At 70.9% G+C, this 13,782-nt stretch carries 9 protein-coding genes; 2 read left to right on the top strand and 7 right to left on the bottom strand.

The genetic code is table 11. From position 1 onward, the window contains the following. Nucleotides 1-164: 164 nt before the first annotated feature. Nucleotides 165-1,394 (top strand): bifunctional glutamate N-acetyltransferase/amino-acid acetyltransferase ArgJ, encoded by a 1,230-nt coding sequence (gene argJ, locus EO081_RS02655; protein ID WP_129340387.1) that lies wholly within the window; start codon nucleotides 165-167, stop codon nucleotides 1,392-1,394. A gap of 4 nt (nucleotides 1,395-1,398) precedes the next feature. Then, nucleotides 1,399-2,196 carry an inositol monophosphatase family protein gene (locus EO081_RS02650; RefSeq protein WP_129340386.1) on the top strand — a complete coding sequence of 266 codons (798 nt, stop codon included), beginning with the start codon at nucleotides 1,399-1,401 and terminating at the stop codon, nucleotides 2,194-2,196. A 135-nt stretch (nucleotides 2,197-2,331) separates the two neighbouring features. On the opposite strand, the gene trxA is transcribed toward EO081_RS02650, so the two are convergent. Genes trxA through EO081_RS02615 form a run of 7 tightly spaced genes read right to left on the bottom strand, consistent with a single transcriptional unit; the run spans nucleotide 2,332 to nucleotide 13,616 of the window. Next, nucleotides 2,332-2,652: a thioredoxin TrxA gene (gene trxA / locus EO081_RS02645; RefSeq protein ID WP_125959739.1), complete on the bottom strand. Its 321-nt coding sequence runs from the start codon at nucleotides 2,650-2,652 to the stop codon at nucleotides 2,332-2,334. 51 nt (nucleotides 2,653-2,703) lie between these two features. Then, nucleotides 2,704-6,147, bottom strand: a complete 3,444-nt coding sequence (gene addA, locus EO081_RS02640) for a double-strand break repair helicase AddA (protein WP_129340385.1) — start codon at nucleotides 6,145-6,147, stop codon at nucleotides 2,704-2,706. Then, nucleotides 6,134-9,103, bottom strand: a complete 2,970-nt coding sequence (gene addB, locus EO081_RS02635) for a double-strand break repair protein AddB (RefSeq protein ID WP_129340384.1) — start codon at nucleotides 9,101-9,103, stop codon at nucleotides 6,134-6,136. The genes addA and addB overlap by 14 nt, the downstream gene beginning before the upstream one ends. Then, entirely contained in the window at nucleotides 9,096-9,857 is a 762-nt protein-coding gene (locus tag EO081_RS02630) for a nucleotidyltransferase family protein (protein ID WP_129340383.1), read from the bottom strand. Before EO081_RS02630 ends, addB begins: the two co-directional genes overlap by 8 nt. Beyond that, on the bottom strand, nucleotides 9,854-10,837 hold the full coding sequence (locus EO081_RS02625) for an aminoglycoside phosphotransferase family protein (protein ID WP_129340382.1): 984 nt from the start codon (nucleotides 10,835-10,837) through the stop codon (nucleotides 9,854-9,856). Before EO081_RS02625 ends, EO081_RS02630 begins: the two co-directional genes overlap by 4 nt. Further along, entirely contained in the window at nucleotides 10,822-11,274 is a 453-nt protein-coding gene (tsaE, locus tag EO081_RS02620) for a tRNA (adenosine(37)-N6)-threonylcarbamoyltransferase complex ATPase subunit type 1 TsaE (protein ID WP_129340381.1), read from the bottom strand. Before tsaE ends, EO081_RS02625 begins: the two co-directional genes overlap by 16 nt. Beyond that, the gene (locus EO081_RS02615; protein WP_129340380.1) at nucleotides 11,271-13,616 is read right to left on the bottom strand and encodes a sensor histidine kinase; all 2,346 of its coding nucleotides are present in this window, start codon (nucleotides 13,614-13,616) and stop codon (nucleotides 11,271-11,273) included. The genes tsaE and EO081_RS02615 overlap by 4 nt, the downstream gene beginning before the upstream one ends. Nucleotides 13,617-13,782 lie beyond the last annotated feature (166 nt).

Raw genomic sequence — 13,782 nt, 5'->3', positions numbered from 1 at the left:
CCGTGCCGCAACGGCACCGGGCAGCGTGGAGATAATGGCCGGGCGTCGATCCGTCCACCGGTAGTTCCTTTCCTTTCCGCGAACGGCCTACGAGATGGGCCGCAACCACTTCCGTTGGGCACAAACCACTCGACGGATCGCACATGGGATCGCATGGAACGGCTATGTCCACCGCCCGCTCCCCGCTCGCCCCCGCCGCCTTCCCCCTGCTGCCGCCGATCGCCGGCGTGACCCCCCGGGTCGCCCGCGCGCGCTACAAGGCGTGGGATCGCACCGACCTCACCTTCGTCACGCTGGAACCCGGCACCTCGGTCGCCGGCGTGCTCACGCAGAGCCGCTGCCCCTCGCCGGAGGTCGAATGGTGCCGCAAGGCGCTGGTGCTCGGCGAGGCGCGCGCGCTGGTCGTCAACGCGGGCAATTCCAACGCTTTCACCGGCCACCGCGGCCGTGAGGCGGTGGAGGCGGTCGCCGCTCGCGCCGCCGCGCACCTCGGCTGCCAGCCCTCGGACGTGTTCGTCGCCTCCACCGGCGTGATCGGCGTCCCGCTGCCGATCGACAAGGCCGAGGCCGGGCTGGACGCCGCCTTTGTCGCGGAGCCGTGCAGCTGGGAAGCCGCGGCCGAGACGATCATGACCACCGACACCTTCGCCAAGGCCGCGACCGCCACCGCGATCGTCGCCGGCCGCACCGTGACGCTGGTCGGCATCGTTAAGGGATCGGGCATGATCGCGCCCGACATGGCGACGATGCTCGGCTTCGTCTTCACCGACGCGGCGGTCGATCCGGCCTTCCTCCAGTCGGCACTGTCGGCCGCCAACACCAAGAGCTTCTCGTGCATCACGGTGGACGGCGACACCTCGACCAGCGACACGGTGCTGGCATTCGCGACCGGGAAGGCGGGAAACACGCCGCTGGTGGATGCGGACAGCGACGGCGCCGACGCCTTTGCCGCGGCGCTGTTCGACGTCTGCCTGAGCCTCGCCCAGCAGGTGGTGCGTGATGGCGAGGGCGCGTCAAAATTCATCCAGATTGACGTGGAGGGCGCCGAGAGCGATCGCAGCGCCCACCGCATCGCGATGAGCATCGCCAACTCGCCGCTGGTGAAGACCGCGATCGCCGGTGAGGACGCCAATTGGGGCCGCGTCGTCATGGCGGTCGGCAAGGCGGGCGAGCCGGCCGAGCGCGACAAGCTCTCGATCCGCTTCGGCACCACGCAGGTGGCGCGCGATGGCCTTGCCGTCACCGGCTACGACGAGGCGCCGGTTGCCGAGCACCTGAAGGGGCAGACGGTCGAGATCGGCGTCGACCTGGGGCTGGGCGATGGCCGGGCGACGGTTTGGACCTGCGACCTCACCCACGGCTACATCTCGATCAATGCCGACTATCGGAGCTGACCGCATGACCGATGCCCGCCACACCGCCGTCTGCACATTGCTGCGCGAGGTGGCGGCGGCGGTCGTGCTGCCGCGCTTCCGCCACCTCGACGCCGCCGACATCGAGGAAAAGGCGAAGGACGATCTGGTCACGGTCGCCGATCGGGAGGCAGAGGTGCAGCTTGCCCATGGGCTTGCCGGCATCGACCCGGAGGCGCGCATCGTCGGCGAGGAGGCCTGTGCGGCCGATCCGACGCTGCTCGAGACGGTGGGTAGCGGCCGCGTGTGGCTGATCGATCCGGTCGACGGCACCAACAATTTCGCAGCCGGCCGGACCCCCTTCGGGATGATGATCGCGCTGGTGGAAGACGGGGTGCCGCAAGCCGGCTGGCTCTACGATCCGGTAGCGGACCGGATGTGCCATGCGGTTCGCGGCGGCGGCGCCTTCGTCGACGGAAAGCCGGTGACCGGGCGAACAACGGGTGCGGCCGAGCCGGTCGCCGCACTCGCTACCTATTTCATGTCGGAGGAGGATCGCGCGGCGCTTGCCGAGCGCGTCGCCGGCAAGCTGACGCTGGTGGAAATCCCACGCTGCGCTGCCGAGCAATATCCGCGGCTGGTGCTTGGCGAGAACGACCTCGCCCTGTTCCAGCGCACCCTGCCCTGGGACCACGCCGCGGGCGTGTTGTTCCTGGAGGAGGCCGGCGGCCGGGTCGCGCGGGCGGACGGCTCGCCCTTCCGCGTCGGCGACACCCGCCGCGGCATGCTCGGCGCCGCCTCGCCCGAGCTGTGGGACATGGCGGCGCCCCTGATCTTCGGGTGAGGAGTACCTTCCTCACCTCCACCCGCCATGCTGACGAAGGTCAGCGTCCAGACACGCACCCTCTGAGACTTCAGGCGGAGCGGCAATGGATCCTGACTTCCGTCAGGATGACGGATGGGAAGGAAGCCGGAGCCCTTACAGCTCGCCCTGCAGCCAGCCCTTGATCTGGCCCTTGGGCGCTGCGCCGACCTTCGTGGCGGTGGGCTGGCCGTTCTTGAACAGGATCATCGTCGGAATGCCGCGCACGCCGTACTTGCCCGGCGCATCGGGGTTCTCGTCGATGTTGAGCTTGGCAATCGTCACTTCCTCACCCAACTCCTCGGAGATTTCCTCGAGCGACGGGCCGATCATCTTGCACGGGCCGCACCATTCCGCCCAGAAGTCCACCAGCACCGGCTTGCCCGCATCGAGGACGTCGGCCTGGAAGCTGGAATCGGTGATCGCCTTGGTCGCCATGTTCGTAATCTCCTTTGTCGCTGCGTTACCTAGGTTCGGGCGGGCGCGGTCTCAACCGTCGCCGGCCAAGCTTTGCTCCCGAGCGGCCAAGCGCGGCTTGTGTTCGTCGAGCAGGTCGGTCGGCAGCGCGAGCAGCCGCGGCACGGCCGTATAGAGCAACGCCGCCTCGATCCTGCGACCGGGAAAGATCACCGCCAGCGCCGCCGCATAGGCCGCCATCTGCCGCAGGTGATAGGTAGGCGCCTCCGCCGCCGTCTCCGGCGCACGCCGGCCGGTCTTGAAGTCGACCACCAGCACGCGATCCTCCTCGATCAGCAGCCGGTCAACCGTTCCCGACACCACCGTGCCCCCGATCGTCGCGGCGATCGGCGCCTCGGCCAGCGCGTCCGGCCCGAACAGCGGCGCGAACCGCGGCACCTCCAGGATCGCCAGCGCATCGCGCACGATCCGCCGGCGTTCGGCCGGGTCCCCCACCTGCGCCGCGCCCGCCAGCCAGCGGTCGCCGGCAGCGGCGCGCTCGGCAGGCGGCAGGCTCGGAAGCCGCTCGAACATCTGGTGGAGCAGGCGTCCGCGCTGCGCGGCGGCGCGCATCGCCGGGGTCGGTGGCGGATCCGCGACCTCGTCCTCGCCGAGTGACGAAGGCGCGAGGGGCCTCGGCGGACGCGCCTCCGCGGGCGCAGGCGCACGCAGCCACGCGGGGTCCGGCTCGCTCACCGCGCCGACGGTCTTCGCACCCCCGGTACGCTGCGCGAGCGGCTTGGCCGGCGTGCGGCCCCGGAACACGCGGGTGCCGTCCTCCTCGGTGCCCACCTCCAGCGCATCGAGCGCCGCGGCTGCGGCCGCATGCCAGCTGAGCGGCGGCGCCACGCCTTGCGCCCGCGTGCCCGGTGCGCCGGCGATCACCAGCCGCTCCTCGGCCCGTGTCGCGGCGACGTAGAACAGCCGCCAATGCTCGGCGAGTTCCTTGGCATCCGCCTCGGCCAGCGCCGCGTCGAGCGGCCCGTCGCGCTCGCCCGCGCGCGGGCGGAACACGGGAAAGGCTGGCCCCTCATAGCCGTCGGGCGTCCACAGCAGCGTCTCGCGCCGGTTCTGGCTGGGATCGATGCAGGCGTCGGCCAGGATCACCAGCGGCGCCTGCAATCCCTTGGCGCCGTGCGCGGTCATCACCCGCACCGCGCCGCCGCCCTGTGACGGATCGCGCTTGATCTCCACGTCGCCGCGATCGAACCAGTCGAGGAAGCGCTGCAGCGACGGCGTCGATACCTGCTCGAAGCTCAATGCGGCGTTGAGCAGTTCCTCGATCGGATCCCGCGCTTCCTCGCCCAGCCGCAGCACCAGCTTGCGCCGGCCCTCCAGCGGCCCGGACAGGAGCTCCTCCAGGAACCGGTACGGCGTCGCCACATCGGCGCGGCGCAGGATCTGCTGGAGCGGCGCCAACGCGTCGTCCGTCTGGGTCAACCGCAGGTGCCGCCAGAGACTCCCGCGCTCGCGCAGCGCCGCCGCCATCAGCTGCTCCTGGCTCCAGCCGATCAACGGCGACACCAGCAGGTTCGCCAGCGACAGGTCGTCGTCGGGCTGGAGCGCGAAGCGGATCGCGGACAACAGGTCCTGCACCGCCAGCGGCGCGTTGAGCCGCAGCCGGTCGATGCCCGCAACCGGCACGCCTTCCGCATAGAGCCGCGCGACGATCAGCGAGGCGAGTTCGCCGCGGCGCTTGACCAGCACCATCACGTCGCCCGCGCCCAGCGTCCGCCCCTTGCTCTCCAGCGGCAGCGTGCCGATCCACTCGCGGATCTGGCGCGCGATCCTGCCGGCCAGGGTGCGGGTCGCATCCGCGATCCACTGTTCCTCGCCCTCTTCCCCCTCGCCCGCCTCCTCGACGGTCGGCGCCCACAAGGTGACGGTGCCCGGGCCGGCGACGCGGCTGGCGTGCTGGAGCCGTTCCTCCAGGTCGCCCATGCCGGGCTGCGGAAACGCGTCGATCGCCGCGTCCACGAACTCCAGCACGGGTGCCGTCGAGCGGAAGCTTTCGGTCAGCGACAGCGTGTCGAGCGGCTGCGCCTCGGTATCATACTCGGGTGCCACGGCGGCGCGCTGGTCGAACAGCTGGTGTGCTGCCCGGAAATAGACCGGGTCGGTGCCCTGGAAGCCGAAGATCGCCTGCTTATAGTCGCCTACCACGAACAGCGTACGCAGCCCGGCCACCCGCGCGCCTTCGCCGGCAAAGAACTCGTCCACCAGCGCGCGGACGATCGCCCATTGCTCGGGATTGGTGTCCTGCGCCTCGTCGATCAGGACGTGCTCGGTCGCGAGGTCGAGCTTGAAGCGCACCCATTCACCGATGCCCGGCTGGCCGAACAGTGCCAGCGTGCGCGCGATCAGGTCGTTGAAATCGACCGCGCCTGCGCGTCGCTTCGCCTCGGCATAGGCGGCCGCATAGCGGCGCCCAGCCTCCAGTGCTGCGGCGAGCAGGTCGGCATAGGCAGCGCGACGGCGCATCGCGACCAGCTCGGCACAGCGGCTGCCGATCGCCTCCGCCGCCAGATCATAGTCCGGCATCGCCGCTAGGATCTTGGTCGATGCGGTCCTGAGGGTATCGTCTTTCTTGAAGAAAAGCTTGTAGAGCGCATCCAATCCGGCAGCGCGAGCTGGTGCTTCGCCCTCGAGCCAAGCTTTGATCGCCGCCGCCGCCTTGAGGCCGGTCGCGGTGCCCCAGGCGCGGTTCGCCTCCATCAGGTCGCGCAGCGCCTCGACGTCGAAGGCGTCGTCGCAGCAGCCGTCGCAGATCGCGGCATCCAGGTCGCCGCGGGGCAGCTCGAAGGCATCGCGCAGGAAGCCGGAAAGGTCGGCAGGCAGCGCTGCCATCGCATCCGCCCGCCGCGCGCATTCCGTCAGAAATGCCTCGGCCCGCCCCTCCCCCAGGCGCAGGCTGAGCGCCGCGATCGCATCGCCAAGGGTCACCCTGCCCTGCCGCTGCTCCTCAACCAGCATGCCGGCCAGAGCATCGCGCGCCATCGCCGACTCCTCGCGCGCCTCTAGCGGACGGAAGCCGGGGACCAGCCCCGCCTCGACCGGAAAGGCCGACAGCAAGGTCTGGCAGAAGCTGTGGATCGTCTGGATGCGGATGCCGCCGCCCGGCGCGTCGAGGACGCGCGCAAACAGCGTGCGGGCGCGGGCCATCAGCGCTTCGTCGTTCGGGTCCTCGCCCAGCGCGAACAGGTCCTTCCTCAGATCCTGCTCGGGCAGCCGTACCCAGCGGGCGAGCCGCGCGTTGACGCGCTCCGCCATCTCTGCAGCACCTGCCTTGGTGAAGGTCAGGCACAGGACCGCCGAGGGCTCGACGCCGCGCAGCAGCAGGCGAAACACGCGGGCGGTCAGCACCTGCGTCTTGCCGGTTCCGGCCGAGGCGGAGAGCCAGACGTGACGGCGCGGATCGCTCGCGCGTGCCTGGTTGCCGCGCAGTTCGGGAAGCAGCCCGGCGCTACTCACGGCCATACCATTCGTCGCGGCGCATCAGCTGGTCATACTCGGCAAAGGGGGCATATTCGGGCTTGAGCTTGGCGGTGAACGGCGCCTCGCCGGTCAGCCAATTGCCCGCAGCCTCGGTGAAATGATGAAGCGCCAGTGCGACGAAGCGGTCGGTCGGTATGCGATTGCGTGAGCCAGCAGGATCGACCGGGGTCGCGACGTAGCCAAACTTGTCATCCCGTTTGGCGAGCGACCAATATTCGAACGCGGTGGCGGTGCCGGCGATTCCCTCGAACGCGCCCCGCTCGGCCATGATGCCGAGCAGGCCCAGCTGCAGGCTGAACCCGTCGCGCACCGCACGCGTGGAAGGGGGCTGGCCGGTCTTGTAGTCGACCACCGCCAGTTCGCCGTTGTCCAGCCGGTCGATGCGATCGAACTTGCCGCGCAGCTCGACGCCGGCGAGCTGGATCTTCCCCTCGCCCTCCACGCCCAGGATGCTGCGTCCGCCCGCCATCTGCGCAGCGACCTGTCCGGCAATCCAGTCCACCGCCTCGCGCAGCCGCGGCACCCACAGCGCGCGCAGCAGCGGGTGGGTGCGCGGGTCGGCGGCCAGCGTCTCCACCCGACTGGAGAGCTTGGCGGGATCGAACCCGTCCTGCCGCGCCCAATCCTCCAGCACGCCGTGCACGGCAGTGCCCCGCCACGCGGCACTCGGATCGGCATCGACGGGATCGAGTGCCGCCAGCCGCAGCATCCGCCGCGCGTAGAAGGCGAAGGGATCGGCCTTGAGCCGGTCGACCTCGGTGACCGAAATCTGCCGCGGCCGCAGAGCGACGGGCGGGCAAGGCGCTGGACGCTGTGCCGGATCATAGCCGCCGGGATCGTCGATGGCATGGGTCCAGCGTGCCAGTTCCTCCGCTCGGTCGAGACCCTTCACCGACAAAGCTTCCAGCCGCAGCCAGAAGCGCGAAGCCACCGTCGGCCCGCTCGCGTCGCGGTGGGCGCGAGTCAGCAGCACCTCCTTCGCGCCCAGGCTGTTGGCAAGATCATGCGCAGCCAAGCCGATACGACGCTCCAGCCCCGGTAGGCCTAGCTCCGCGCGGATGCGCGGCGCCAACCACGGGTCCGGCGACGGCAGTCCCGGCCAAACACCTTCGTTGAGTCCGCCCAGAATCGTGAGATCGGAAGTCTGCAGCTGCGCTTCGAGCAGACCATAGATCGACAGCCGCGGATGGCCGCCGTGCGGCGGCCGCACCGCCACCTCGTCCATCAGCGTGCGCAGCATCGGGCCGATCGACTCCGGCTCCACCAACGCAGGTCCGTGCACCGCCTCCTGCTCCAGCGTATCGAGCAGTTCGGCCGCGGCGCGCCCTTCAGGCCGCGACCAGAGCGCGTCGCCGCCAAGCGCAGTGGCAGCCGCGCGCAGTGCCCCGAGCAAGTCGGGCAGCGGTCGCCGGCCGCCCGAATAGGTGTCGCTCAACGCTGCGAGCAGCGGGCGCGTCTTCTCCCACCAAGGCGCCGCCGCCCGTCGAAGTGCTCCTTCGCGCCCCTCCGTATCCGCGAGGAACGCGTCGAGCCCGGCCAACCCCGGCGCCGGTCGCGGTCCGCGCAGCGCGCGGTCGAGCCGCCGCACGCCCTCCAGCCACTCCAGCCGCCCCTCCTCGGCGCAGGCGAGCGGATGCTTGAGCAGCGCGAGCAGCGGCAGCGGCGCGAAGTCCTGCGCGGCGACATCGGCGAGCGCCAGCAGCATCGTGCCCGGCGGTAGCACCGACAGCGGCTGGCCCGCGGTATCGTCCACGGTGATGCCCCAGCGTGCGCAATGCGCCGACACCCGCCGTGCCAGCGCGCGGTCCGGCGTGACCAGCGCCGCGGTCTTGCCCTCGGTCTCCAGCGCCTGGCGCAGCGCAATGGCGATCGCCTGCGCCTCTTCCGCCGGGGTCGGCACGTCGAGCGCCTGCACGCCGGCCAGGCTGCGGCGCTCTACCGGCAGGTCGATCCAGTCATGGGTGCGCTCGGCCGGCGCCAGCGCGCTCTCGATCGTGCGGCTGCGCGCTGGCTTCGCGTCATGCTCGCTCCCCGCCCGCCAGGTCTCGAACTCGCGCCGGCCCACGCCCATGCGGTCGAGCAGCAGCTTCAACTGGAATTGCGGGTGGGTCTCCAGCGCGCGTCGGCGACGGCCGGTAACCGGGTCCGGCTCGTGCGGGCCGAGCAGGTCCCACTCGGCATCGTCCATGTCGATGGCGAGACCGGAGAGCACGACGCTGCCCTGCGGCAGTTCGGCGATCGCGCGCAGCAGCCGTGCGATCACCGGCGAGGCGCTGGCGATGCCCGCCGCGCAGACGAAACCGGCCGGCGGGGTCGCCCGCCAGCGCGCGATCAGCCGGTCGAGCAGGCGCCGGCGCCGCACGGCCAGATCGATGCAGCCGAGCGCCTCCAGCTCCCTGGGCCAGCGCACCAGCACCGTCTCGAACATCGCGAGCGAACGCTCCCAATGCGTCTGGAGCGGCTCGTCGAACGAGATCCGCTTGAGTGCGTCGGGCTCGATTTCCTCCACCAGCAACTGGTCGAGCGTACGGGCGAGGTCCCCCGCCAGCCGCACGGCCTCTGCGGCATCCACCGGGCGGGCGGCCCGCGCACGCTCCTCGGCCACCAGCCGCGACAGGATCATGCGCCGGGCGAGCGGTGCGACTGCCGGGGGAATCGGATCGAGGTCGTCGGCCGGGTCGGCGAACGGCCCCACCGCCTCGTCGATCTCCGGATCGCCGACGGCGACCAGCCGCGGCATCAGCAGTCCGCCGCCGCTCGCGCGCACGAAGGCGTCGGTGATCGCGCGCTTGGCGCGATTGTTGGGCAACAGCACGAAGCCGCGCGCGAGCGCCATCGGGTCGCGCCCGTACTGGCGCAGCAGGCCGTTGGCGAGCGCGTCGGCGAACGCCCGGTGCGGGGGAATGGAGTAAAGCCGAAGCCGCGGGGCCTCAGCCATCGGCGAGCGCCGCCTCGGTCTCCTTGATCGCCCCCGGCGTGCCGACGTCGAACCACAGCCCCTCATGGACTAGGCCCCACAGGCGGCCGGCCTCCAGCGCGCGTTCCCAGAAGAGGTTCGTGGAGAACGGCCCTTCCGGCCAGTCGGCGATCAGCCGCGGCGACAGGATCTGCACGCCGGTGAAGACGAACGGCGCAAGCCGCCCCGGCTGGCGGCGACGGGTGATGCGCCCGGTCGGATCGAGGTGGAAGTCGCCATGGCCGCTATGGCTTGCCGCACGGGCAAGCGGCACCAGCAGCAGCAGCGCGTCCATCCGCGCATCGTCCCACGCCTCGGCCAGCAGCCGGATCGCGTCCACCGGCCCGTCGACCCACAGATTGTCGCTGTTGACGCAGACGAACGGCTTGTCGCCGATCAGCTCGCGCGCCTGGACCAGGCCGCCGCCGGTTTCCATCAGCTGGGCACGCTCGTCGGAGACGAGCACCTCCATGTCCTTCACCCGCGCGCGCAGGTGCGCCTCCAGAACGTCGGCCAGATAGTGGACGTTGACCACCGCGCGCTTGACGCCCGCCGCGCGCAGCCGGTCGAAGACGTGATCGATCAGCGGCTTGCCCGCCACGCACACCAGCGGCTTGGGCCGGGTGGCGGTGAGCGGGCGCATCCGCTTGCCCAGACCCGCGGCCATCACCATCGCCGTTTCCGGCACCGCCACGTCCGGGTTGGGGCGCAGCGACAGCGTCATGGCCTTGCTCATGCGCGCACCTGCATCGGGTCGCCCCGCAGTTCGGCGGGGATGTTGGCGTCGAACCAGGCTGCGACCGGCGCCAGCACCGGCTGGGCGAGATCCCGCTCCAGATAGCGCCAGACGCGCGGGCAGAGCGCCGCGTAGCGCGGCTTGCCGTCGCGCTGCCACAGCCGGGCGAAGATGCCGACGATCTTGGCGTTCCGCTGTGCGCCCAGCACATGATAGGCGTCGAGGAACTCCTCCCCCACGCCCGTCGTGCGGCGGTAGCGGTCGAGCATCGCCTCCTCCAGCGCCTGGGAAACGTCGCGCCGCGCATCCTGGAGCAGCGACACCAAGTCATAGGCCGGGTGCCCCGCGAGCGCGTCCTGAAAGTCGAGCAGCCCCAGCGTCTCCGCCTCGCCCTCGATCAGCATCAGGTTTTCGGCGTGATAGTCGCGCAGCACCGTCACGGCCTCGCCGCCGTCGACGGTACCGAGCACGGCCTCCCATGCGGCACGATACCCCGGTACGTCGACCTCCAGGCCGATCGCGGGGCAATACCATTCCGGCAGCAGCATCACTTCGCGCAGATAGACGCTGCGGTCATAGGCCGGCACCGGCGCTGCCGGGTGATCGCGCAGGCGGATCAGGACGTCGACCGCATCCCCATACAGCCGCAGCTCGCTTTCGGGCGCGGCGTCTACGGTCTCGCGCAGCCGCGCGTCGCCGAAGTCCTCCAGCAGAACCAGCCCCTCGGCCGGATCTTCGGCCAGGATCGCCGGCGCGCGAAAGCCGCGCTCCGTCAGCCAGCGGGCAAGCTCCACGAAGGGGCGCTGGTCCTCCAGCTTGGGCGGCGAGTCCATCAGCACGGCGCTGCGGCCGGCATCCAGGGCACGGAAATAGCGGCGGAAGGACGCGTCACCGGCGAGCGGGACCACCTCGGCCCCTCCCCATCCATGTGCTGCGAGAAAGGCGGGCGCCGCGGCGGGCGGGTTCATGTCAGCGGCCATCGTGCTTTCCATGACGGTGGCACCTTCGCTGTCAAGCGGCGGGTGCCATCCGCTTCGGGGGTAAGGGTGAGCCAGAGCGCGTCTTCCCAGGCGCTGTCCGGCAGTCGCTCGGGCCATTCGACCACCAGCAGCGCGTCGAGCCGCGCCTCGTCCAGGCCAAGCTCATCGGCCTCGTCGGCATGCTCCAGGCGATAGAGGTCGACGTGGAGCACGGGAAAGCGCGTCTCGGGCGGCGCATAGGGCTGAACGATCGCGAAGCTGGGTGACGGCGCTTCCTCCATCAGCCCCAGCGCCGCAAGCAGCCCGCGCGCGATGCTGGTCTTGCCGGCTCCCAACGGGCCGGAGAGCGCAATCGCATCTCCAGGGTTGGCGACCCGCGCCAGGGCGGCGCCGAACGCATGGGCTTCCTCGGCGCTATGCAGCAGTACGTCGCTCATCCTCGCGGCACCTCGATCGTGACCAGCGTGCCGGCCCCCTGTTCCGACACTAGCGCGATGGTGCCGCCATGCGCCTCGACGATGCGCCGCGCGAGCGGCAGGCCCAGCCCCAGCGCGCGCTCCCCCCGGCGAAGGGCACCGCCCGGCGCAAACCGGTCCAGCGCATGCGCGGCCGTGTTGGCGTCCATCCCGGGGCCGTCGTCGGAGACGATGATCCGGGCCATCTCGGCATCGCCGTCGGCATGCAACAACACCCGCCCCCGATCACGGGTGCCGGCGATCGCGTGGTCGAGCAGGTGGGCGATCGCCTGCCCGATGCGCCGGGCATCGCCCACGATGCTTCCGACGGACGGGTCCACCTCCACCACCAGTTCGATCCGCTTGGCGGCGGCGGCCGGCAGCATGTCCGCGGCCATCGCCTTGGCGAGCGGTGCCAGGTCGATCTCCGCCCGTTGCAGCGGCGCGCCTTCGCTGGCGGTCAAGTCGAGCACGTCGTCGATCAGTTCACCGAGCCGGTCGACGGACTCCAGGATCGCGCCGGTGTACCGCGCACCGTCTTCGCTGAGCGCGCCGGCATAGCCGCCGTGCAGCATCTCGGTGAACCCCTTGATCGACGTGAGCGGCGTGCGCAGCTCGTAGCTCATCGCCGCCAGGAACGCCGTCTTGGTGCGGTCCCCCGCCTCCAGCGCCTCGTTGCGATCGCGCAAGGCCTGCTCGATGCGTCGGCTGTCCGAGATGTCGAGCATGGTCAGCAACGCATTGCCGTCCGGCAGCGGCACGGCCCCGAACTGATAATGCCGCCCGTCCGCCATCGCGAAATGACCGCTGCGCTGGATGCGCTGGACGGTGGCAAACCGGATCAGTTCGGGGATCAGCACCGCCCGCGACGGGTTCGCCAGCATCGGCGCCGCCCGCTCGGCCAGCACGTCCACGCGCGGGTGGTCGTTGAGGAACGCGTCCTCCAGCCCCCACAGCTGGCGGAACTTGCTGTTCCACAGCTGAAGCCGCCCGTCGGCCGAGAAGACGCCCAGCGCCTCGAACAGGTTGTCGAAGGTGGCGGTGCGCACGCGCAGCAGCGTGTCGCGCGCGCTCGCCAGCTGCACCTGCTCGGTGCGATCCTCGAAGATCAGCAGCAGGCCGCCTTCCGGCATCGGCTGGGCGACGACGCGCAGATAGGTACCGCCCGGCAGGTGCCAGGGCTCCTCCACCGCCTCGGCGGCGCGGAACCACGCGCGCCGCTCCTGTTTCCAGCCGGGGAAATCGCGCACTTCCGGCAGGCGCTTCGCCTCGCGCATGCGCTCCAGCACGCGGTCGAACTCGGGACGATCGGCGAGCCACTCCCCGCGCATCCCGAAGATCCGGCGGAACGGCTGGTTGCAGAACTCCAGCGACCGGTCCGCGGAGAACTGGACCACGCCCGCCGACAGCCGATCGAGCACCGCGCGCTGGGCGATGCGGAAGCGCTTCATGCCGGCGCGCATTTCCTCGACGTCATGGATATCGACTGCGAAGCCCGCGATGCCCCCCTCGGGCAGCGGCACGTCGTGGACGCGCAGCATGCGCCGGGCGCCGCCGATGGTTGCCGGCATCACGCTTGCCTGCGGCTGGCCGGTGTCGCGCGCGATCAGCGCGCTGCCGAGCGGCCCGCCCATGCCGTCGCCGTCCACCAGTTCCGCCTGGCGGGACAGCACTTCGCGGGCGTCGAACGCGTCGACTGCGCGAACATAGGCGCTGTTGACCATCGCCAGCCGGAGATCGCCGTCACGATACCACATCGGCATCGGCGCAGCCTCGATCAGGCCCGACAGCGCGTCGAAGCCGCTGCGATATTCCTCGATCTCGCGCGAGAGCGCGCCGATCTCCGTTTGGAACTCGGTCGCATCGAAGAACCAGACGAGCGCGCCGCCATGCGGCTCCAGCGAGGCGGGTGCACGTTCGCCGCTCGCGGTCAGCGTCCGGGCCGCGCCGCGCGCGCGTACTTCGATCCGGAACGGCCGGGCGGCGCGCTGTGCGCCGCCGATCTCGCGCAACAGCGCCTCGGCACTGGCGGGGTCCAGCCCCTCGTCCATGCCGGTCAGGTCGACAAGCGTCTGCGGCATCGCCGACAGCCCCAGCCACTCCGCCAGCAGCGGCGGCATTTCGACACGGCCGTCGGCCCGCACCAGCATCGCCTGCGCGGGCGAGGCCTGCACCAGCGTGGCGTCGACGCCCGCGGCCGCGATCTTGCCGCGCGCGCGCCGGCGCAGCCACAGCCCGGCGGCAAGCATCCATACCGCCGCGATCAGCACCAGTGCCAGCACCGCCCCGACCAGAATCGCCGAGACCGGGTTCAGAATGATCATCGCCGCGTTCGTCCCCGCGGCCGTGCGAATGCCCTCATCGCCGGCGGTTTAGGCGATCTCACTGCACAGCGCCATGCACGCCGCAGCATCCTCGCGTCGCTTCGTCGCCCCGCCCCGGGGCGCGCACCACAAGAAAAAGGGGCGGCGCCATCGGCACCGCCCCTTT

It is taken from the genome of Sphingomonas desiccabilis (genome assembly GCF_004135605.1).
GTDB classification, from domain to species: domain Bacteria; phylum Pseudomonadota; class Alphaproteobacteria; order Sphingomonadales; family Sphingomonadaceae; genus Sphingomonas; species Sphingomonas desiccabilis.
Note: the sequence above shows the minus strand (reverse complement) of the source record. Positions and strands in the feature narration are given on the sequence as shown.

Bases quoted from the DNA above. Each gene is read 5' to 3' on its own strand.
- EO081_RS02625 (WP_129340382.1), bottom strand. From the start codon at position 10,837: ATGGCCGCTGACATGAACCCGCCCGCCGCGGCGCCCGCCTTTCTCGCA.
- argJ (WP_129340387.1), top strand. From the start codon at position 165: ATGTCCACCGCCCGCTCCCCGCTCGCCCCCGCCGCCTTCCCCCTGCTG.
- tsaE (WP_129340381.1), bottom strand. From the start codon at position 11,274: ATGAGCGACGTACTGCTGCATAGCGCCGAGGAAGCCCATGCGTTCGGC.
- EO081_RS02650 (WP_129340386.1), top strand. From the start codon at position 1,399: ATGACCGATGCCCGCCACACCGCCGTCTGCACATTGCTGCGCGAGGTG.
- EO081_RS02615 (WP_129340380.1), bottom strand. From the start codon at position 13,616: ATGATCATTCTGAACCCGGTCTCGGCGATTCTGGTCGGGGCGGTGCTG.
- addA (WP_129340385.1), bottom strand. From the start codon at position 6,147: ATGGCCGTGAGTAGCGCCGGGCTGCTTCCCGAACTGCGCGGCAACCAG.
- EO081_RS02630 (WP_129340383.1), bottom strand. From the start codon at position 9,857: ATGAGCAAGGCCATGACGCTGTCGCTGCGCCCCAACCCGGACGTGGCG.
- trxA (WP_125959739.1), bottom strand. From the start codon at position 2,652: ATGGCGACCAAGGCGATCACCGATTCCAGCTTCCAGGCCGACGTCCTC.
- addB (WP_129340384.1), bottom strand. From the start codon at position 9,103: ATGGCTGAGGCCCCGCGGCTTCGGCTTTACTCCATTCCCCCGCACCGG.